The sequence below is a fragment of the Floricoccus penangensis genome, assembly GCF_001832885.1.
GTDB classification, from domain to species: Bacteria; Bacillota; Bacilli; order Lactobacillales; family Streptococcaceae; genus Floricoccus; species Floricoccus penangensis.
In genome coordinates this window covers 44,434-65,749 of sequence record NZ_MKIQ01000027.1, presented here as the reverse complement: position 1 = coordinate 65,749, position 21,316 = coordinate 44,434, and the positions used below count along the sequence as shown (strand labels likewise).

Sequence of the window (21,316 nt, the reverse complement as noted above, 5' to 3'; positions counted from 1 at the left end):
TATTATAACATATTTTATCTATACTAGTCTTGATACGACTTCTGATAAGCCACTAACTTGCAGATCAGCTTTTGACTGATTCATACCAAATCTTGTATCCTCAATTGCCCAAACATCGGCTCCTGCATTGACTCCTGCTTCAATTCCTTTTTCACTATCTTCGATGATTAAAACATCCTGTGAATCTACACCTAATTGATTAATTGCAGTAATATAAATTTCAGGATTTGGTTTAGTTTCTTTAAAATCTTCTCCACTTAAAATTATACTGAAATGTTTTCTAAGATTATTTTCCTCAAGCATTAAATCTATATCATGATTTGTTGAACTTGATGCTAAAGCTAATTTATAACCAGCTTTTTTCAAAGTACTTAATACTTTATCAACATTATCAAATAATAATTCCTTGTATGGTAGAGGATAATTTTTCTTATGTTTTACATAATCTTTTTGAAGTTTTTCAATATCCCATTTACCATAGTCTTCTCCAAGTATCTTAGGCCAAATTCCCTTCATATTTCCTCCAATGAAAAAACTAGGTTTAAGATGATCAATACTAATGCCTTGAGAATTCATAAAATCTTGCCTGCGATTATAATAAAATTGTTCGGTATCTACTAGGACTCCGTCCATATCAAAAATAATTGCTTTATATTTATCCATAATTAAATATTATAGCATAAAATTCACTTGAAAATATTCTGAATTTTGTTATAATTTTCCTAATACATTTTTATTTGGAGGAATTATGAAGGTAGTTAAATTTGGAGGTTCTTCGGTTGCTAGTGCTCCACAAATTGATAAGGTTTTTAATATTATTAAAAGCGATCCTAATCGTAAGTTTGTCGTGGTGAGTGCACCTGGAAAAAGATTTGCAGAGGATACCAAAGTAACTGATGCTCTTATAGCTTATTACGAAGCTGTAAAAAATGGTGGGGATATTGAAGTAAGCCAAAACTGGCTAATTGACCGCTACTCTGAAATAACTACTGATTTAAATTTGTCAGATAAAATAATTGAAGAAATTAAAAAAAATATCTTATCACTTGCTGATTTAGATGTAGATAATGATATTTTTGCATATGATTCTTTTCTTGCTGCAGGAGAAAATAACAATGCTATACTCATAGCTGAATATTTTGATAATCAAGGTTTGAAGGCTCAATATATCAACCCTAAAGAGGCAGGAATTTTTGTTACTGAAGAACCTGGTGATGCTCGACTGCTCGATGAGAGTGATAAAAAGATTAATGAGTTAAACAACCTTGATGGTGTCCTTGTAATTCCAGGTTTTTTTGGAATTACTGAAAAAGGAAAAGTTTGCACTTTTTCTCGTGGAGGAAGTGACATTACCGGAAGTATCGTTGCAGCAGGTACTAAAGCTGATATTTATGAAAACTTTACTGATGTAGATGGTATATTCGTCGCTCATCCTGGAATTATTGAAAATCCTGAGTCTATTTCCGAAGTAACATATAAGGAAATGCGAGAACTTTCTTATGCAGGTTTTTCAGTTTTACATGACGAGGCTCTCGTTCCTGCAAGGCTAGCTGGTGTTCCTATCGTAATTAAAAATACCAATAACCCAGACCATCCAGGTACAAAAATTACTACAGAAAGAAAAGATAATTCTAGACCAGTAATAGGAATCGCAGCTGAAAGTAATTTTTCAAGTATTAACATCTCTAAATATTTAATGAATAGGGAAGTTGGTTTTGGACGTAAAGTATTACAAAGTCTTGAAGATAATAATATTCGTTTCGAGCATATGCCAACTGGTATTGATGATTTGTCAGTAATTATTCGTTCACGTTTCTTAACACCTAGTCTTGAAGAAAAAGTCTTAACCGAATTGCATGAGACTTTAAATCCTGACGAACTTCATCTAGAAAAAGATCTTTCTGTAATCGTAATCGTTGGTGAAGGAATGAAAGAACACATTGGTGTAACTTCCACAGCTACTCGGGCATTATCTGATGCGGGTATTAACTTGGAAATGCTCAGTCAAGGTTCAAGCGAAGTCTCGGTCATGTTTGTAGTAAAAGGTAAGCAAGAAAAAGAGGCAATTACTGCTTTATATAATGCATTTTTCTAATCAAATAATTTCAAAAAGTGTACGGTTGAATTCAACCGTACACTTTTTATGTATTAAAAAACTAGATTCTAAATTTGAATCTAGTAATTTTTTATCTACTTATCGTCTTCGTCATTTTCGAAATCGTCATCATCGTCATCGTCTTCTTCTTCGATTTCGACTTCTTCGTTTTCGTCATCAATAACAACTTCAGCTAATTCAGAATCATAAGCTTCAACTTCACTTTTTTCATCATCTGGATTTTCATCATCATAGTTGTCATCTTCAGTATATTCGTCATCTTCAGGATCATCATCAGAATAATCAATAGCGTCATCAAGATCAGCAAATGCATTGACTTTCTTACGTTTTTTCTTAGGACGATCTTCATCATCAACTTCATCAAGAGCAATAATCTCTTCATTAATTTCGTCAATTGCATACCAAGCTCTTAAAGCCCATACATTTCCACCAAGTGGAATAAAGCTTCCATCAGTATTCAAATCAGTATAGAATGTTGAAAGATTAGCTCTGATATCTGCATCACTTCTTCCAAGATAATCTTGGATAGCATTAACAAGAACAGAGAATTCCATTTCTTTTCCGTTTTGTTCAAGCATAGCATGAGCAACTTCAATCATAGAAAGTTCATCTTTGTTTTGTCCTTCAAATACTTCAATTTTCAAATTTATTTCCCCTACAATTTTTAATTATCGTACTTATGAAAATATATAAATCAATAGTTTTATAATTCGTATATCATTCAAAAGAGGCTAGGAATTCCTAGCCTATTGGCAATTATTTAACTACTGCAGTTCCAGTAATTGAATCAACTGCTTTCTTCATAGCGATATCATGTTTAAGCATATCTTTTGAAAGTAGGCTTTCAACTTGTTCTTTAGGCATGTTGTATTGCTCAGCCAAGTCAGAAATTTCTTTATCAATTTCTTCATCAGTAGTTTCGAAACCTTCTGCAGCAGCAATAGCTTCAATTACTAATCCAGTACGAACGCGTGCATCAGCATCACTTTCATATTGAGCATGTAAATCATCTTCAGTAGTACCAGTGATTTGGTAATACATTTCAGGTGATACACCTTGTTGTTGCATGTTACCTAAAAATTCATTCATAGCACGGTGTACTTCTTCATGAATCATTTCTTCTGGCAATTCAACGATTTCAGCATTTTCTACTGCTTTTTCAATTGCTGCATTTTCTACTGCTTCATCATATTGAGCTTCTTTAGTTTTAGCTAATTCTGATTTATATTTTGCTTTTAATTCATCAAGACTAGCAACGTCTTCATCAATATCTTTAGCTAATTCATCATCAAGTTCTGGAACTTCTTTAGCTTTCACTTCGTGGATAGTTGTAACAAACAATGCAGGTTTTCCAGCTAAATCTTCAGCTTGATATTCTTCAGGGAATGTTACATTAACATCAACAGTTTCGCCAGCTTTGTGACCAACTAATTGTTCTTCAAAACCAGGAATAAATTGACCACTTCCAAGTTCAAGTGAGAAGTTATCTGCTTTACCACCATCAAATTCAACACCATCAACTGAACCAACAAAATCGATTACAACAGTATCTCCGTCTTCAGCAGCAGCATCTTTAAGAACTAGCTCAGCAAGATTATTGCGTTCACGTTCGATTCTTGCATCTACTTCTTCATCAGAAACTTCTTTATCAACATCAACACTTACTTCAAGATTTTTGTAATCACCAAGTTTTACTTCTGGTTTTACAACAACATCAGCAGTGATAACCCAGTCTTCACCTTTGTTCATTGATTTAATATCAATTTTTGGTTGAGCAACAGGTTCGATAGCAGTTTCAGAAATAGCTGCTTCATAAGCTTCAGGTAAAATGGCATTCAAAGCTTCTTCATAAAGAACTTCTTCACCATACATTTTGTCAAATACTGAACGACTTACTTTACCTTTGCGGAATCCAGGTACGTTAAGGTTCTTTTTAACACGGTTAAATGCTTTATCTAATCCTTTGTTAATTGTTTCTTGATCGATTGAAAATGTTACAACACCATTATTAGTGCCAGTTTTTTCAAAACTTGCAGTCATTATATAGTTCTCCTTATTATTTATAAATTTCGTGTTTAGACACAAAATTCTTAGCTTACAGCATATAAACAGTATTATACCATTAATCATTGATTTCTTCAATGTTTAATGGTTAAAACAGCACTTATTATTTGAGTTTTCCGATCACATCTGACCACAAAGATGGTTTCAAAACATCTTTTGCATGTCCATCACCTAAAACACCGTATCCAATCATCAATCCAGCAATCAGTGCTAAGATTGATAAAATAACTACAAGTATAATAAGATTTATTCTTGTTCCAAAATATTTAATTACACGCACTGTATTTACCTCTCAGTATTAGCTAGATTTTAGTATCCAGATTCTCTTGTGATATCAGCACCTAACTGCGCTAACTTTCCATGAAAATTATAGTATCCACGGTCTAAATGTTTTAGCTCACCAACTGTTGTTTCACCATCTGCAACCATCCCAAGTAAAATCAAAGCTGCTGATGCGCGTAAGTCTGTTGACTTAACTTCAGCACCTTGAAGTTTTTTACCACCTTCAATTAGGGCTGTATTTCTTGTAATATCAACGTCTAGCCCCATCCTTCTCATTTCCTCTAAATGTTGGAAACGATTTTCAAAAACGGTCTCAACCATAGTACTTTCACCTTCAGCTACCGCTTGAAGAGCAGTCATTTGTGCCTGCATATCAGTAGGAAAACCGGGATGTGGAATTGTTTTAACCTTAGAAGGTTTTAGGTGTTTAGGACCAATAATTCGAATTCCATCTGGTTCTTCAATGACTTCAACTCCCATTTCCGCCATTTTAGCTAACAAGGGACGATTGTGTTCACGGATTGCATCCTTAACTAAAACATTTCCTTGAGTCATAGCAGCCGCAATCATGAAAGTTCCCGCTTCAATTCTGTCTTGAACGACTGAATGATTAGCACCGTGCATCTTTTTCACACCTTTGATAATTAATGTGTCAGTTCCTGCACCTTGGACCTGTGCACCCATCTTATTTAAAAGATTTGCAAGATCAACAATTTCAGGTTCACGCGCAGCATTCTCAATTGTTGTAGTTCCATCAGCTAAAGTTGCTGCCATCATCAAGTTTTGAGTAGCTCCAACACTTGGGAAATCCAAATAAATATTTGCTCCATGTAGTCGATCAGTTTTTGCCTCAATATACCCAGCATTTTGAGTTATTTTAGCACCCATTGCTTCGAATCCACGTAGATGAAGATCTATTGGACGACTACCAATTGAACATCCACCAGGCATTGAAACTCGTGATTGACCGTTTCGTGCTAATATTGGACCCATCACTACGATAGAGGCTCTCATTTTACTTACATACTCATAAGGCGCTTCTATTTCTACCTTTTGAGCAGCTTTACTTTTTACAATTTTATTTACTTCATCAAAATCAACGTCAACATTCAGATGACGAATAACTTCATTCATTGTATACACATCAGAAAGAATTGGTACATTTGATAATTCAGTTTCTCCCTCGCTTGCCAAAATTAAGGCAGCAAGTAAAGGTAGGACAGCGTTTTTTGCCCCTTCAATTTCTACAGTTCCGTTAAGATGGGTATTACCACCACGGACTTTTATTTTATCTACATTAGACATCAGACAAAGACTCCACTCTACTAATTTTCCATATATGATTATAACATAATTAACTTAAGGGTCACTTGTTTTTGCTCTAATTAATAAATTCTCTTACTAAAGCAATATTAGATTTTTCTACAGTAAATACTTTTTCACGTCCATCATATTTAGGATTCCCTCCTAATATTGCTTCGGTTACATAATCAAAAGCTGATAAAATAATGGTTCCCGCGGCATAATCCCAAGGAGATAAATTAGAAAAGTATCCACTTATCTTCCCCTCTATTAATTTAGTATATTCTATTCCTGCACTACCCAATATTCTAACCCCAAGTGTGTTTTCTGAGTAATCAAGTAATCCATGGTCATTTGTTCTGTACATATATGAATTCACACCAATAACAGAATGCTTTAAATTTAATTTTGGTTTTTGTAGTTCATCGTTATTTCTGAAAACCTTTTTTCCGTCACCCCAATAAAGATTTTCTTTCATAACATCAAGTATAATACCAAACTTTCCTACTCCGTTCTCGAAATAAGCAACCATGATAGCAAAATTATCTTTTTGAGAGACAAAATTTGATGTACCATCAATTGGATCAATTACCCAAACGTTACCTTTTTCGACAGAATGTCTTAAGTTATTTTCTTCAGCAAGAATATTATCTTCTGGAAATTTTCCTTTGATATGAGATACTAGTTTATCCTGAACTGACTTATCCATATTGGTCACTAAATCAGTATGATTTGTCTTCTCATCAATTTCAAGTTCATAATTCATGTTATCTCTTATATATTGACCGGCTTCAACTGTCCACTCTTTTGCGAGGGCAAGTTTATTTTTCACTTCTGATAAATTGTTTGTCACTTGCTTTTGCCTCCTGTATGGCACGATATGTTGAATATCCACTTAGATTTTCAAATTCACGGTCCAATTGTTTTTCTTGCATTTTTGAGGGAACTATTGTTTTAAACTTTTTATAGGAATCTAAAAAGTCTACTCTTGCCACTTTTCCCTCATAAAATTTTTCCACATGATTAAAAAAAGAGAGCACATCAGTAATTTCCTGCGTGCTCCACGAATAATCAATGGGATAATTGTAATTAGCTTTCATTATAATTAATCCTCTTGTTATTTTATTAGTCAACCAACTCAGCACGAAATTGAGCATCACGCATTTCTGCACGACGATATTCTCGTGGGAGGAAGGCTCTTATTTCATCTTCATTAAATCCGATTTGCATTTTTTTATCATCAATAATTATTGGGCGTCTCAAAAGACTAGGATGCTCACTTATTAATTCAATTAGTTCGTTTAAAGTCAATTCATCGATGTCAATGTTTAACTTTTGAAAAACTTTTGAACGTGTTGAAATAATGTCTTCAGTCCCATTTTCAGTTTTTGATAAAATTGATTTTAAATCCTCAGGTGTTATAGGCTGAGTCATTATGTTGTGCTCACGACTTTCAACATCGTGTGCTGCTAGCCAAGCCTTAGCTTTACGACAACTAGTACAACTTGGAGAAATGTATAAGTCAATCACACGAAGTCCTACTTTCTTTCATTTACTTCATTTTAACAAATTTATAGAACAAAAAAAAGACCTAGTTTGATCTTTTTTTCATAAACTTTTATATTTTCTTTTATTTCGTTAAATCAATACGTCTTCCAAGTGCTTCAATCACTACACTACCAATAATCAATGAGAGAAATTCACCAATTGCAGTTGTAAACCAAGTTGCAAAAAATGGAAGACCATATAAAATATGTAATTCTAGTGCAATTGTGAACATACTTATAGCAAAGAAAATTGAGAAGTATAAAAATGCTTTATTAATCACTCCTCCAAATAAATGTTCATTCATGAATTTAGAAAATAATTTAACTCCTAATGTAACAAAAACATAAGTTGATGCCGAACCGACTACTGCATCCACTGGACCAAACACCATCCAATTTGCAATAACACAACCTATTGTCACGGAATAGACATACCTCTTATTATAGAAGGCTAAAAAATTAAACATCTCGCTTAATCTAAATTGAATAGCTCCACTTCCGAGAGAACCTAAAGCCACCGTTACAACAACATATAGTGCAGTCACTATAGCCATTTTTGCAAAAGACACTACGTCCATTGACTTATTATCCATATTTTTCTCCTTTATCGCTTTTTTGCGAGTGTAATATGCTTGCCCAAAGGTGAATAAGTGGCAAGGGGTCATAGACCAATAAGTATCTTACCATAAATTTATTAAATTTGGTATAATACAAGTATGAAAACAATAAAAAAATTCTTTCAGAATGAAGTACTATCTTATTTATTCTTCGGAGTTGCAACAACTCTAATATTTTTTGTTATTAAAATGATTACCTACAAGATGACCAACAGCGGTTTATGGAGTGATATTATCGCTAATACAGTTGCAATCATCTTTGCGTTTGTAACTAACAAACTTTGGGTTTTTAATACGGAAGAATCTTCTAAAAGTATATGGAGTGAATTTGTTCAATTCGTTAGTAGTAGATTGGTACTTATGGGACTTTCAGCCCTCGCAAATTGGTACTTTGTTGACAAAAATCCTCAAATTATTACCAATTCCTTCGGGGTCAGTAAAGATACTGCCGTAGCTATCCTTACTATAGTCATTCAATTTCTAACAATTGTTATAAACTATTTAGTAAGCAAATTCTTTGTTTTTCGGAACAAAAAATAAAAGAATGAGTAACTTGACTCATTCTTTTATTTTTTCTGTCATCCTTGATCTGGATTGGAATATGTCGGATTTTCATTTTGTGTTAACGATTTTATGATACTAACGATTTCACCACGCCTTGTTTCAAAACTATCGACGTATAGGCTTTGAACTGATGCATTCATAATCGCTCCAGTTATCAAAACCTTAGCAATGAAAATAAACCACAGCATAAGTGCAAAGGTAAGTAAACTACCAACCATTTTAAAGTCCATCATCTTATTAACATATCGATTGACATAATCACCAAAAATTTTAGTTAAGAAAACTAGAACAAATGTTGAAAAAATTGCACCAGGCAATACATATCTTATTTTTTTTATTTTCACATTTGGGAGTAAAAAATATAAGAGAATTAAGGCTGTGAATACTACAATTGCAACAACTGGTAATGTCATATTATATAGCATTTCATAGATTCTTCTATCAAAATGGATATTATTATATAGGGCAGTTAAAATAGTTTGACCAAATGTTAAAACAATAATCGCCAAGGTTATCAAAATGATTATGGCAAAACTACTTGCAAACCCAATAAGCTGACTAACAATAAAATCACGATGCTTATCAACTTTATAAGCTTTATTCATTGCTTTTTGCAATGCTGATAGGCCCTTTGAAAATGTCCAAAACCCTGAAATGATACCTACCCATAATAAACCTGGCGACGGAGTATCAAGGAAACTTTTGATAACTACTTCTACAACATCGTATAATTGTCCAGGTAATAAATCATTAAGCATCTTCAAAACAGAAGTCGAGTCGATTTTTAAATAGGGCAGAGCATTCGCAAAGGTCATTAGAATAGGGAACATTGAAAGTAAAAAATAATAAGCTACAGCGATACTAGATAAGTCCATTTCTGCACTCTTATAATAAGTCATAAAAGCCTTTACTATCGGTATATTCATTATTTTTTCAAAGAACTTTTGTATCTTATCTACCATATGTGATTAGGAACATTAGGAAATCCTAATAAGTTCCCTCCTCACCTTGACTTGTCAAGATTACTGGACCATCTTTTGTAATTACAAATTGATGCTCATATTGACAAGACAAACCACCATCTAAAGTTTTATGCGCCCATCCTGTTTTGAAATCAGTGTCAATTTCATAAGTACCTGTATTAATCATTGGTTCAATAGTTAAAACCATACCTTCGCGAAGACGTAGACCTTTTCCTTTAACTCCATAATGAGGTACCATTGGTTCTTCATGCATTGTTGGACCAACACCATGTCCAACTAGATCACGAACCACTCCATATCCATGTGCTTCTGCATACTCTTGGATAGCTGAACCAATATCACCCATGCGGTTTCCAACACGCGCTTGTTCAATTCCACGATATAAAGACTCTTTCGTCACGTCCATAAGATTTTTCACTTCTTCAGACGGTGTTCCTACTGCGTAAGCCCAACAAGAGTCTGCAATTCCACCACGAAATGATTCAGTATATTTTTTCATATCTTGCACGTTATTAAAATCAAGCTTAGAAACATCTAAATCATCACTTGCCATACCAAGAACCATATCCACTTTTATCAAATCACCATCTTTTAAGATTTGGTGACGGGGGAAGGCATGAGCAACTTCATCGTTGAGTGAACAGCAAGTAGCATATGGATAATCTTGAATTTCACCATCTACACCAATTTGTAGAGGTAAGAAATTTTCTTCTTTACAACGTTTGCGAACATATTCTTCAATATCCCACATATCAATACCAGGTTTGATGATATCACGTAAACCAATATGAATTGAAGCTAGAAAATCTCCAGCCTTGTCCATTTGTTCAATTTCTCTAGGACTTTTCAAACTAATCATTTATTAAATTACCTCTTCTTTATACAATTAAATTCTATTTATTCTACCACGGTTAAAGCAATATTTCAAAAGCATTGAAAAAAAATTTATATAGCAGGAAGCACAGTTTCCATCACTTTCTCTCCACCATCATCAAGCTCACCATTAAAAGCAAATCCCAAATCTTGATAAATTTTAATGGCACGGACATTATCATCATAGACACTCAAATAAACTTTTTTCCCAGGAAATTTCCCAGCAAGCAAAGCTAACGAATCAGCTACTATCCTTTTACCATAGCCCATCGATTGAAAATTTTTATCAACCAAGATTCGGTCCAACCACAGTCTATCCGAGGTCGAAAGCATATGCCCATACATAATAAAGCCAATCAAGTCCTCCACGTCATATACTGCCATAGGTTGCCAGAATGAAGTTTTTTCACCATTTCTTCTTCTCTCCTTGTAGAAAAGAGTCATTTCATCTGCTTCATTTAAACATTCTTCAACAGATTCTATGAAATTTATTTGTTCATCAAACGGCTTAATTTTCAATACCTGTTCACGATTACTATCGTCTACATTTTCAAATCTCAGTTTATTCATTTTTATACCTCAAAAAACATAACTTTCAAGCACCACTTAAATTAATATGTACCTTCTTGACCTTGACTTGTCATTATTACAGGTCCGTCTTTTGTAATTACAAATTGATGTTCATATTGACAAGATAAGCCTCCATCAAGAGTTGAAAATCCCCAACCTGTCTTCATGTCTTCTTTTAATTTATAGGTTCCTGTGTTGACCATTGGTTCAATCGTCAGAACCATCCCTTCACGCAATCGAACACCACGTCCTTTTATACCATAAGCTGGCACATCTGGTTTTTCATGCATTGTTGGTCCAACACCGTGTCCTACTAAATCACGAACGACTTGATAACCTTTGGACTCAACATACTCTTGAATAGCAGCACCGATATCACCAATACGATTACCTACACGTGCTTGTTCAATACCTATATACATAGATTCCTTAGTAACATCCATCAATCTTTTAACTTGGTTACTCACTTCTCCTACTGCATATGCCCAACATGAATCAGCGATTGCTCCTCGAAAACTCTCTGTGTACTTTTTCATAAGTTCAACATTATTAAAATCAAGTTTACTCACATCGATATTAGAGCTTGCCTTACCAAGAACCATATCCACTTTGATTAAGTCACCATCTTTTAAAACTTTATGACGCGGAAATGCATGTGCTACTTCATTATTTAATGAACAACATGTAGCATATGGATAATCCATAATTTCACCTTCTACGCCAATCTGCAAGGGTAAGTAATTTTCTTCCTTACAACGCTTACGGACATATTCTTCAATAGCCCACATATCAATACCAGGTTTTATTATGTCACGTAAACCTATATGAATTGAAGCTAGGAAATCTCCTGCTTCATCCATTTGAGAAATTTCTCTTTCACTTTTTAAAGTTATCATTTTTTATTCACTCTCCTAGAACTGTTAATTTATTCTACCACCATTACAAACCATTATCAAAAAAGGCTTCCTGACGGAAACCTTTTCTTATATTAATGGTCTTGCTATCTAATATTTCCCATTAATCTTTCAATTGTTTTAGAAGTTAAGAATACAATTACACCAAATACCAATGTAATCAATCCTAAGATAATGAAGTATGGAACTTCTGTTTTAGCTGAGTAAAGTTGAACAACTTGTGCGTTCAAGGCAGATCCAACAGCTGAAGTTAAGAACCACATTCCCATCATTTGAGCTGTAAATGCTTTTGGTGCAAGTTTTGTAGTTACTGATAATCCAATTGGAGAAATCAACATTTCACCTACAATAATCAATGCCCAAGAAGCAACTAGCCAAAATGGACCAACTTTCACACTAGTACCATATAACATACCAGGAACTGCCATAATCAAAAATGATAGGGCTGTAAACACTAAACCTATGGCAAATTTCACAGGTGCACTAGGTTGTTTACTTCCTAATTTAGTCCATAAAACAGCAAATAGTGGTACATACAACATAATAAACAAAGGATTTAAACTTTGGAAATATGATGCATGGAACCAGCTTGGATAGTTAACACGTTCTGCAGCAAATGTTGCAAGAACGATTGAACCTTGTTCTTCTAATGCCCAGAATATAACCGCTGAGATAAATAATGGGATATACGCAAGAACGTGGGATTTTTCTTCTTTTGTAGTTTTGTCAGAACGATACATCATGACAAAGTAATAAACTGGAATAATAACTGCAAAAATAGTTAACAGATTAATAAACAAATTAAGCGTTAAAACTTTAAATGCCGCTAATAAACCAAAGAAAACTACAGTAGCAAGGGTCCCTGCAATTACTTTACTATAGAAGCTTTTTTTCTCAGAAGCATCCATCGGATTTACTGGCTTAAGGCCTTCAGCAGGTAAATATTTATTACCATCGAAGTAATATTGAAGTAAACCAAAGAACATACCAACCGCAGCAATTGAGAACGCTACATGATAATTCCATTCGCCTTGTGCCCAACCAACTACGATTGGTGCAAGGAAACTTCCCAGGTTGATACCGAAGACAAAGATTGAGAAACCTGAATCACGTCTTGGATCTTCTGGTGAATAAAGTTCACCAACCAAGCTTGAAACGTTTGGTTTAAGAAGTCCAGTACCCGCAATAATCAATGCCATTGAGACAAATAAAGCTGGTGCTCCAAACGGTGTTGCAAGAGCAATGTGTCCAAACATGATGAGTACTCCACCCCAGAAGACAGCTTTTCTTTGTCCAATAAGACGGTCGGCAATAAAGCCTCCACCCATACCAGTAAGGTATACCAAACTTGAGTATATAGCCATGATTGATGCTGCAGCAGTTTTAGGAATATTTAATTCTCCGCCATCAATCATCCACCACATGTAGTAAAGCAAGATTGCTTTCATACCATAGTAAGAGAATCTCTCCCACATTTCCGTAAAGAATAAGGTCTGCAAGCCTCTCGGCTGACCTAAAAATTCTTTGTTAGAATTCATTAATAAATTACCTTCCATTCTAAATAGCCTAACTATTTTATCATATATTTGGAAAAAATTCAAAAGTGAAAATAATTAATTTATTTATTATTTTCTGTTAATTTAATGTAAAAGAAAGGAGCTTTTTCAAGCTCCTGGTAAAAGTAATTTTATTAAATCAATTGTTCACTTACATATTTTTGATAAAGTTCATGATTTGCTAGTAATTGGCTGTGGCTACCGCTACCTGTTATATGACCATGATCTACAAAATAGATATTATCGGCATCAACAATTGTTGAAAGCCTGTGAGCAATGACAAGAGTTGTACGACCCTTCATAAGGTTAGTTAGAGCCTTTTGTACCATTCCTTCACTCTCAGAATCAAGACTCGCTGTTGCTTCATCAAGCATGAGAATCTTAGGATTTCTCAAAAATGCGCGTGCAATTGCCAAGCGTTGACGTTGTCCACCTGAAATTTTAACACCACGTTCTCCCACTTGTGTATCTAATTGATTATCCATTTCTTTTACAAAAGTTTTTGCAAAGGCAAGATTAAGAACTTCCCAAAGTTCATCATCTGATACTTTTCGATCAAGACCGTATGTCAAGTTATCTCTAATTGTTCCAGCTAGTATTGCTGAATCTTGACTTACAAAGCCAATTTGTTCGCGGTAATCATCTAGCTTAATATCATCAATATTTGTTTCATCAAATTTTATTGCACCGCTTGTTGGCTCATAAAAACGTTCAAGCAAACTAAATATGGTAGATTTACCACCACCACTTGGGCCAGCAAAGGCGATAACCTGATTAGGTTTAGCTTCAAATGAAATATCAGTTAGGATTGGAGAATCGTCTTCATAGGCAAAATCAATATTTTCAGCCTTAAGAACCTTACCTGATAGATCCATTTTTTTACCATGATTAAAGTCTTCTTCATCTTCATTAAGAAGATCACGAACACGAGCAGTTGATCCTGCTGCTTTACCTATCTCACTAAAGAGCATAGCAACCATAGGTACAGCACCAATAAGATTAAACATATACATTAAGAAACTCATTAAAGTTCCCATTGTCATGGCACCAGTAGCAACACGGTGAATACCAAAAGTCAAAAGACCAAAAATCATACCCATCATTAACATCATCATAATTGGTTGCATAGAAGAATCAAATATTGCTTCCTTTAAACCAATTTTATATAATTTATCAATTTCCTCATCTGCTTGTTCACTTGCTTGTTTTTCAGCATTTGAACTTTTAACCAAACGAATTGCACCTAAAGACTCTGTTATATTACCATTAAAACTTGCAAGTGCATCTTGTCTAGAGTGGGCAATTCTTTGTCCAAATACCATGATAGGAGCGATAAGAATTGTTGCAATTGGAACAACTACAACCATTGCTACGGTCATTTGCCAATCCATCTTGAACATCATTATTACACTACCTAAAATAAGTAAGATACTTGAAAGTGTTTTAGGGAAAGTACCTGCTAAAAGTTCTTTAACCTGTGAAGAGTCACTTACTAAACGGCTAGCCATTTCTCCTGCTTTTACTTCATCAAAATATTTAACTTTTAGACGTACCATTTTGTTCCAAATCTTTTTACGAAGATTTTGGACTACATTTTCACCGAAAATTCCAAGCATTGTACCTGATACTACAGATAAAATTGCTGAAAGTACAAATAATCCAACAACTTTTGCAAGCATTCCATAATCAACACCCGATGAAAAATTATTAATCAGACTTTGTGCAACTTTTGGAACAAATAATTGGATTATAGTTCCTAGAACACCAACTAGAACACCAGCAATTAACATGAAATATTTTGGATGAGCAATATTAATAAGCCCAATAAAATCTTTCATCTTGAATTTTTCTCTTTTAAAATCATTTGTTCGTGTGTCAGACACTGGTTGTCCTCCACCGTAACCTCTTTCAGCCATCTTATTCTACCTCTATTTAATTAGTTATTATTCTTCTATATCATCGTCATCTTTAGTAGATTGTTTACCAAAGCTACCAAACATTTCAGCAAATTTTTTCATTGAATCTTCAAAAGACTCATCATTTCGCCTAGAACGACGTTCATCATTTGCCATCCTTCTCATATATTTACGCATATCATTTTCACTTAAATCGTTACCGTTCATATTTTCAAAGAAGTTCATAAAGTCTTTTTCATCCATATTAAAACCATGTTGTTCTCTACCAAAATCTGAATGGCTATGGTGATCATGTGGTTCATGATGATGGTGTGCATGTTCCATATCTTGGAAGTTACGACCTCCTCCAAAATTAGGCATTCCACCACGACCAAACGGTCCTTGTCCAAAATGTTCATGAATTCCACCATGGAAGTTGAAGAAGTTTGATTCAAAATCTTCTGAAGTATTTTCAGAAATAATACGTTTTAATATTGCAATTAAATTTGATTTTTCTTCATCACTTAGAAAATCAAATAATTCTTCTGAAATTTCATCTTGATGGTTTTTTTGTCCTTCTTCTAATTCACGGCCTTTCTCAGTTAAAAAGATTCTAGTAACTCTTTTATCTTGTTCGTCTTGAACACGTTTAATCATTTCTTTTTTATCAAGCTTTTTAACCATATTTGTAACACTTGACGGTTTAACATCCAATTTTTCAGCAATCTCTGAGTTTGTTAAGCCATCTTCTTTCCATAATAGAAAAAGTAATGATCTTGCACCTTGACGATTTCCATTTTCTCTCATTCTTTGTTGCATCATGTTACCACGAAGTGCAAACATCATTTTAGGATTTCCAACTACTTGTGAAAATAAATCTAATAATTCATTCGTTTCTTTACTCATTATTTATACCTCGATTATTTTTATTTTTAGTTAGTTTCATTAATATTTATCTAACAAAATAAATTATATGCTTTTTATTTAGTTTGTCAAGTATAAAACTAAATTCTTTTTTCTTTTATTTTTCATTATTCCTTGTTATAATTCGAATATAAATAAATAGGAGGATTTTATTTTGGCAACTGCTAAAATCGTATATGCAAGTATGACAGGTAACACAGAAGAAATCGCTGATATCGTTTGTGAAGCCTTAGAAAATAAAGGGATTGAAGTTGAAATGGACGAATGCACAAGTGTTGATGCAGAGGACTTTTTAGACTTTGATATTAACATTGTAGCAACTTATACATATGGTGATGGGGAATTACCAGATGAAATCGTTGATTTTTATGAAGATCTTCAAGACCTTGATTTATCAGATAAAATTTACGGTGTAGTCGGATCAGGAGATACCTTCTATGATGAATTCTGTAAATCAGTTGATGATTTTGATGCTGCATTTGCTGAATGTAACGCCATTAAAGGTGCTCAAAGTGTTAAAGTTGACCTTGCTGCCGAAGAAGATGATATCGTTGCACTTGAAAACTTTGTTGAAGAGCTTACTTCTAAGCTTGCTTAATATAAACAAAAAAAGAATCCTCTGGACTCTTTTTTTGTTTATATTAATAAGTATTGTCAATTAACAATACTTATTAATTGCTACTATTATTACTATTTCTACTTGTAATACGTAAAATATTAGTAAATATATTAATAAAATCAAGGTAAACACTTAAGGCAAGATTTATTTCTTCTCCCTTTGTAACATCTCCATATGATCTATCATATACATTTTTAATTCTTTGATTGTCATAGGCAATTAATATTGAAAATATTATTACACTTGCAATGCTTATAATAAAATCAAATGTAGATCCACCAGTAAATATATATATAATACTAGCAACTATCACACCTAATAAACCTGCTCTTGCTGCCTTGCCCACTCCTGTTAGGTTTTTTTTAGTAACGGTACCATAAATCGCTAATCCAAAGAACATAATAGCTGCAATGATGAAAGCAATTGTTATAGAGTTTGGATCATAATAAATCAAACTAAAACTTAAGGTAAAACCGTTGAGTGCTGAATAAAAAACAAAACCAGGTAAAGCAGTACTACTGTTGTTACTTGTAAATTTATCTAATGCATATACTGTTATCAACTCTATTAACCATGTAACAGGTAATATCCAGTAATTATTTTGCAAAATATTCATCATCATATTACCAAAATAGTTAATCATTATAAACGATACTAACGAACTAATTAATAAACCAAAACCCATAATTATATATATGTGTGAATAGAAAGAATTTGCACTTACCCTATCACTATTTTTCATATTAAAATAAACCTCCTAAATTTATAATCATTCTATCATATAAATACTTTTTTAAAAATTTATATGATACATAAACGTATAAACGAAAAAAGAACCTCTATAGAAGTTCTTTTTATATAATTTATTAATCTTTACTACCAAAAATTCTTAATAGACTTAAGAACAAGTTAATGAAATCTAAGTAAAGACTGAGTGCTAAGTTAATTGCTTGGCCACTTGTAACTTCACCTTGCATACCGTTATAAACATTCTTAATAGCTTGATTATCGTAAGCTATTAATCCAGAGAAGATAAGAACTCCTGCAATACTAATAACTAGATTGAATACTCCACCTCCAGTAAAAATAAAGATGATGCTTGCTACGATAAGACCAATTAATCCAGCACGTGCTGCCTTACCAATACCTGTTAAACTTTGTTTAGTTCTACTACCATAGAAAGCTAAGGCAAAGAACATAACTGCTGCAACTACGAAGGCTTGAGTCACAGACCCTAAATCATAATAAGCCAAAGTAAAACTTATGGTAAATCCGTTGAGTGCTGAGTAGAAAATGAATCCTGGTAAAGCCATTGCCCCATCTTTACTTGCACTACTACTAAGAGCAAATACTGTAATTAATTCAATCACCCAAGTTACTGGTAATATCCAGCCATGATTATTTATAATATTCACAACGTTAGCCTGAAAAACTGTTAAAGTTAAAAATGATACGATTGCACTAATTGAAATTCCTAGACCCAAAAGTGAATAAACACGGGCATAGAAATCATTAAGAGAAAATCGTCTTTCATCAATAATTTGATTATTCATAATAAATCCTCCTATAAATAAAATATTAAATTTTCTAATGAACTCTGATACTGGCTATTCTTCAATTACTATTTCAGTCTCCCCAGGTGGTGTTACAAGAAGAATTGCATCTCCAACACGCATGTCACCACGAGTAACTTCTACATTAATTGTTACCAAATCCTTGTTAGTATCGATTTTAATAACTTCGAAATCAAATTTCAAAGTATCACCCCTAAATATTTTCTCAGAAATATTAAAGGTAACATTGACTACGTTACTTCCTGGGCCTGGCAGATACTTACTTACAGTACTAGTCATAATACCAAAAATCAAAGTTGTAGGAACTAATGGCTTCTTCAAGCCAATTTCCTTGACATAATCATACTGTAAAAACAAAGGGTTGTCATCAGTCGTTAGACCTAAGTAAAGTAAAATCTCTCTTTCACTTATTTTCTCAGTTAAACTGAAGGTCTCCCCTTCTTGAATTTCAGAAATAGTCTTTCCAATTTTAATATCTTTATTTCTCAGGTTCACGTAATATTTCTCCTAAATAATTAAACTTCTATATTATTAATGTGCCGAACGATTTCTAAACGCGCGCCATTTATAGGCAACTGGTGTCGAACTTTCTTTGATAGCACAGTACTTATCAACCATTGTAACAACAAAACTTTCCTTGTACTTTGGTGGTGCAATGGTAGCTCCCCACATATGCTTAATAATAATATCCTTTTCAAGCTCTGAAAGCTCAGTTAACTTAAGAGCATTTTCATAGGCAATCCTTGGATGTACATATGCGTGACTTCCTTCTTCAAATTTTGTATCACGCCAATCATAGTAAAAAAGGTCATGTAAAAGACCTGCTCTTGCAACTTCTCTTGATTTCATACCAAATTTTTTTGCAATACGATAACTATTGTAGCTTACATTCAATGAATGAATAAGTCTAGTTGTATGGTGGTGGTGCACAATTTCATCTAATTTTTGTACCTCAGGACGATCAATCAAATCAGATATCAGTTCCAGATACTCTTCATCTTGTTCCCATGGTTTATCATAAAATGTCATTTATCTACCTCTTTTTTTGTCACTATGTATATTATATCACTTTTTTATTCAAATTTTCAGAATATAGCTTATATAATACAATTCTTAGCTAAAAGAAAACTAAATTCAGATAAAATTAAAAATTAATATTCCACCAGCAATCGCTACATTCAGACTTTCAGCTTGGCCAGGCATGTCAATATGGACTAACACATCAGCCTCATTCTTAGTTAATTGCGAAATCCCCTGCCCCTCATTTCCAAGCACAAGAGCAATCCCAGACTTTTGCTCTACTTCTTTGTAAGAAATTGATTCATCAGATAAGGTAGAAGCTAGAATAGTAATTCTCAATTCTTTCAATTTTTTATAGAGCTCAGATAAATCAACTGAATAAACTGGAAGATGGTAATTACTTCCTTGCATACTTCTCATAACTTTCGGACTATAGACATCTGCACAGTCCCTTGATAAGAAAACTGCATCAAATCCACCTGCATCAGCAGTTCTAATGAGAGTTCCCACGTTACCTGGATCTTGGACACCGTCAAGAACCAAAATTTTATTTAAATTAATTTTTTCATAATCTAAGTCGTTATTCATTTCTACAACAGCAACTAATCCTTGAGGTGTTTTGCTGTCAGTAATGAAATTTAAAACTTCCTGAGTCACAATGGTAGCCTCTGGAAACTTATCTGCAAATTCTTCTGTAACAAATGTTTCTAATATTTCTGCTCCTGAACGACTAGCCTCCTCAAAAAGATGAAATCCCTCTATTAAGTATGTATCTTTACGATATTTTTTTTGCAATAATTTCTTAGCAGATTTTACTGCCTTATTCTCTTTTGATCTAATAATATTCATATAAGTAAAATTATAAGAAAAAATTTAACTTTTTACAATGTATATGGATATATGAAAAATAACCATAATGGTCATTTAATCAAATTATTTTATTTCCTCCATCGGTAAATTCATACCCTTCCATCCTTCAAGTGCACAAGACAATTCATATGCCTTAAATCCATTTGTTAATAAAATTAATAACGCTTGTTTACCAAGAGTCGTCCCAGCTGTCCAATCATATACAACATATATTTTATCTTTATCAAGCTTATCTAGTGAACTAGCCAAGTCTTTTGCTGCAATAGCTTTTGCACCTTTAATTTGTTCTTTCTTAACTTGATTAGGTGCATTTCTTACATCAATAATTACATAAGGAGAATCTGCAGCAGCATCTTCTAATACTTCTTGGTGTCCAATATATAAGCTAAGGTATGTCTCTAAAAATTCAATTTTTTTATCGTTCATTTAATTCATTCTCCATTATTTTTAATTTTTCTTTGTTGTTTTCTAATTTCTCAAGTAATTTAGCGAAATCTTCAAGATCTTTTTCACTAAAATTCGAAAATAATTGATCAACTGCTTTATAGTTATAGGGTAAAAAATACTTTAATTTTTCTAGTCCTTCTTCTGTTAGTTTTATATAAGTAGAACGCTTATCAGTTTTTGAAGGAATTTTTTCAATTAAATTTTTTTCTTCCATCTTTTTCAAAATTTTACTGATTGTGGCCTTAGAAACACCTAATCTTTCAGCTAATTCACTTGAAAGTAATTGTTTCTCCTCTGCACGACTTAAATACATCATGATTACAAATCGCGATTCACTTAAGTCAAAATGTTCTAAAATTTTATTATAATTTTTTTCTACTTCTCTGAAAGTCCACTGCAATTTCAAATATGCAGTTACAGAACTGGGATTAATATCATAGTCAAATCCCTTTGCCATCGACTGAACTCTATCGTCATCTGGTCTATCTATAAAGTTAAATTTTTCGATAAAATCACCTTCTTACTATTTTAGTTTGCTAGCTAACTAAATTTATTATAATAAACGTTTATTACTAAGTC

26 protein-coding genes and 1 riboswitch are annotated in these 21,316 nt (G+C 33.2%); of the genes, 3 read left to right on the top strand and 23 right to left on the bottom strand.

Features of this window, described 5'->3' with window-relative positions:
- Positions 1–18: 18 nt before the first annotated feature.
- On the bottom strand, positions 19–663 hold the full coding sequence (locus BG262_RS04915) for an HAD family hydrolase (protein WP_070787769.1): 645 nt from the start codon (positions 661–663) through the stop codon (positions 19–21).
- A gap of 85 nt (positions 664–748) precedes the next feature.
- Here BG262_RS04915 and BG262_RS04910 point away from each other — a divergent pair, with 85 nt between their 5' ends.
- On the top strand, positions 749–2,095 hold the full coding sequence (locus BG262_RS04910) for an aspartate kinase (protein WP_070787768.1): 1,347 nt from the start codon (positions 749–751) through the stop codon (positions 2,093–2,095).
- A 95-nt stretch (positions 2,096–2,190) separates the two neighbouring features.
- Here the strand turns inward: BG262_RS04910 and rpoE are convergent, their stop codons facing one another.
- The 8 genes from rpoE to BG262_RS04875 form a co-directional block, all read right to left on the bottom strand.
- On the bottom strand, positions 2,191–2,760 hold the full coding sequence (gene rpoE, locus BG262_RS04905) for a DNA-directed RNA polymerase subunit delta (protein WP_070787767.1): 570 nt from the start codon (positions 2,758–2,760) through the stop codon (positions 2,191–2,193).
- Between the two features lie 112 nt (positions 2,761–2,872).
- A complete protein-coding gene (gene tig / locus BG262_RS04900; protein ID WP_070787766.1) occupies positions 2,873–4,156 on the bottom strand; it encodes a trigger factor in 1,284 nt (427 codons plus the stop codon).
- Between the two features lie 127 nt (positions 4,157–4,283).
- Positions 4,284–4,460 (bottom strand): DNA-directed RNA polymerase subunit beta, encoded by a 177-nt coding sequence (locus BG262_RS10370; protein ID WP_083312907.1) that lies wholly within the window; start codon positions 4,458–4,460, stop codon positions 4,284–4,286.
- Positions 4,461–4,489: 29 nt separating this feature from the next.
- Positions 4,490–5,767 carry a UDP-N-acetylglucosamine 1-carboxyvinyltransferase gene (gene murA, locus BG262_RS04895; protein WP_070787765.1) on the bottom strand — a complete coding sequence of 426 codons (1,278 nt, stop codon included), beginning with the start codon at positions 5,765–5,767 and terminating at the stop codon, positions 4,490–4,492.
- A gap of 76 nt (positions 5,768–5,843) precedes the next feature.
- Positions 5,844–6,617: an inositol monophosphatase family protein gene (locus BG262_RS04890; RefSeq protein WP_083312906.1), complete on the bottom strand. Its 774-nt coding sequence runs from the start codon at positions 6,615–6,617 to the stop codon at positions 5,844–5,846.
- On the bottom strand, positions 6,586–6,864 hold the full coding sequence (locus BG262_RS04885; RefSeq protein WP_070787764.1) for a UPF0223 family protein: 279 nt from the start codon (positions 6,862–6,864) through the stop codon (positions 6,586–6,588). Before BG262_RS04885 ends, BG262_RS04890 begins: the two co-directional genes overlap by 32 nt.
- Positions 6,865–6,889: 25 nt before the next feature.
- The gene (spx, locus tag BG262_RS04880; protein ID WP_070787763.1) at positions 6,890–7,294 is read right to left on the bottom strand and encodes a transcriptional regulator Spx; all 405 of its coding nucleotides are present in this window, start codon (positions 7,292–7,294) and stop codon (positions 6,890–6,892) included.
- A 100-nt stretch (positions 7,295–7,394) separates the two neighbouring features.
- The gene (locus BG262_RS04875; RefSeq protein WP_070787762.1) at positions 7,395–7,904 is read right to left on the bottom strand and encodes a QueT transporter family protein; all 510 of its coding nucleotides are present in this window, start codon (positions 7,902–7,904) and stop codon (positions 7,395–7,397) included.
- Positions 7,902–7,999: riboswitch (PreQ1 riboswitch) on the bottom strand. (Overlaps the previous gene by 3 nt.)
- Before the next feature lie 28 nt (positions 8,000–8,027).
- Here BG262_RS04875 and BG262_RS04870 point away from each other — a divergent pair.
- Complete coding sequence (locus tag BG262_RS04870; protein ID WP_070787761.1) at positions 8,028–8,468, top strand: GtrA family protein; 441 nt, start codon at positions 8,028–8,030, stop codon at positions 8,466–8,468.
- Between the two features lie 38 nt (positions 8,469–8,506).
- Here BG262_RS04870 and BG262_RS04865 read toward each other — a convergent pair whose 3' ends face one another.
- The 7 genes from BG262_RS04865 to BG262_RS04835 all read right to left on the bottom strand — a co-directional run bounded on the left by BG262_RS04865 (position 8,507) and on the right by BG262_RS04835 (position 16,189).
- Entirely contained in the window at positions 8,507–9,391 is an 885-nt protein-coding gene (locus BG262_RS04865; protein WP_233278819.1) for a YihY/virulence factor BrkB family protein, read from the bottom strand.
- 88 nt (positions 9,392–9,479) lie between these two features.
- Complete coding sequence (locus BG262_RS04860) at positions 9,480–10,334, bottom strand: methionyl aminopeptidase (RefSeq protein ID WP_070787760.1); 855 nt, start codon at positions 10,332–10,334, stop codon at positions 9,480–9,482.
- 86 nt (positions 10,335–10,420) lie between these two features.
- Positions 10,421–10,918, bottom strand: a complete 498-nt coding sequence (locus BG262_RS04855) for a GNAT family N-acetyltransferase (RefSeq protein WP_070787759.1) — start codon at positions 10,916–10,918, stop codon at positions 10,421–10,423.
- 41 nt (positions 10,919–10,959) lie between these two features.
- Positions 10,960–11,814, bottom strand: coding sequence for a methionyl aminopeptidase (locus BG262_RS04850; RefSeq protein ID WP_070787758.1), 855 nt, complete (start codon positions 11,812–11,814; stop codon positions 10,960–10,962).
- Positions 11,815–11,918: 104 nt separating this feature from the next.
- On the bottom strand, positions 11,919–13,370 hold the full coding sequence (locus BG262_RS04845) for a peptide MFS transporter (RefSeq protein ID WP_070787757.1): 1,452 nt from the start codon (positions 13,368–13,370) through the stop codon (positions 11,919–11,921).
- A gap of 152 nt (positions 13,371–13,522) precedes the next feature.
- On the bottom strand, positions 13,523–15,304 hold the full coding sequence (locus tag BG262_RS04840; RefSeq protein ID WP_070787756.1) for an ABC transporter ATP-binding protein: 1,782 nt from the start codon (positions 15,302–15,304) through the stop codon (positions 13,523–13,525).
- Positions 15,305–15,331: 27 nt separating this feature from the next.
- On the bottom strand, positions 15,332–16,189 hold the full coding sequence (locus BG262_RS04835) for a MarR family winged helix-turn-helix transcriptional regulator (protein ID WP_070787755.1): 858 nt from the start codon (positions 16,187–16,189) through the stop codon (positions 15,332–15,334).
- Positions 16,190–16,361: 172 nt separating this feature from the next.
- Here BG262_RS04835 and BG262_RS04830 point away from each other — a divergent pair, with 172 nt between their 5' ends.
- Entirely contained in the window at positions 16,362–16,805 is a 444-nt protein-coding gene (locus tag BG262_RS04830; protein ID WP_083312905.1) for a flavodoxin, read from the top strand.
- A 73-nt stretch (positions 16,806–16,878) separates the two neighbouring features.
- Here BG262_RS04830 and BG262_RS04825 read toward each other — a convergent pair whose 3' ends face one another.
- The 7 genes from BG262_RS04825 to BG262_RS04795 all read right to left on the bottom strand — a co-directional run bounded on the left by BG262_RS04825 (position 16,879) and on the right by BG262_RS04795 (position 21,194).
- Positions 16,879–17,568, bottom strand: a complete 690-nt coding sequence (locus tag BG262_RS04825) for a Bax inhibitor-1/YccA family protein (RefSeq protein WP_070787754.1) — start codon at positions 17,566–17,568, stop codon at positions 16,879–16,881.
- A gap of 124 nt (positions 17,569–17,692) precedes the next feature.
- Entirely contained in the window at positions 17,693–18,379 is a 687-nt protein-coding gene (locus BG262_RS04820) for a Bax inhibitor-1/YccA family protein (protein ID WP_070787753.1), read from the bottom strand.
- Between the two features lie 54 nt (positions 18,380–18,433).
- Entirely contained in the window at positions 18,434–18,895 is a 462-nt protein-coding gene (locus BG262_RS04815) for a hotdog family protein (RefSeq protein ID WP_070787752.1), read from the bottom strand.
- A gap of 36 nt (positions 18,896–18,931) precedes the next feature.
- On the bottom strand, positions 18,932–19,429 hold the full coding sequence (locus tag BG262_RS04810) for an HD domain-containing protein (RefSeq protein ID WP_070787751.1): 498 nt from the start codon (positions 19,427–19,429) through the stop codon (positions 18,932–18,934).
- 105 nt (positions 19,430–19,534) lie between these two features.
- Positions 19,535–20,269: a TrmH family RNA methyltransferase gene (locus BG262_RS04805; protein WP_070787750.1), complete on the bottom strand. Its 735-nt coding sequence runs from the start codon at positions 20,267–20,269 to the stop codon at positions 19,535–19,537.
- A gap of 84 nt (positions 20,270–20,353) precedes the next feature.
- Entirely contained in the window at positions 20,354–20,716 is a 363-nt protein-coding gene (locus BG262_RS04800; RefSeq protein WP_070787749.1) for a rhodanese-like domain-containing protein, read from the bottom strand.
- The gene (locus tag BG262_RS04795; RefSeq protein WP_070787748.1) at positions 20,706–21,194 is read right to left on the bottom strand and encodes a MarR family winged helix-turn-helix transcriptional regulator; all 489 of its coding nucleotides are present in this window, start codon (positions 21,192–21,194) and stop codon (positions 20,706–20,708) included. Before BG262_RS04795 ends, BG262_RS04800 begins: the two co-directional genes overlap by 11 nt.
- Positions 21,195–21,316: the final 122 nt, after the last annotated feature.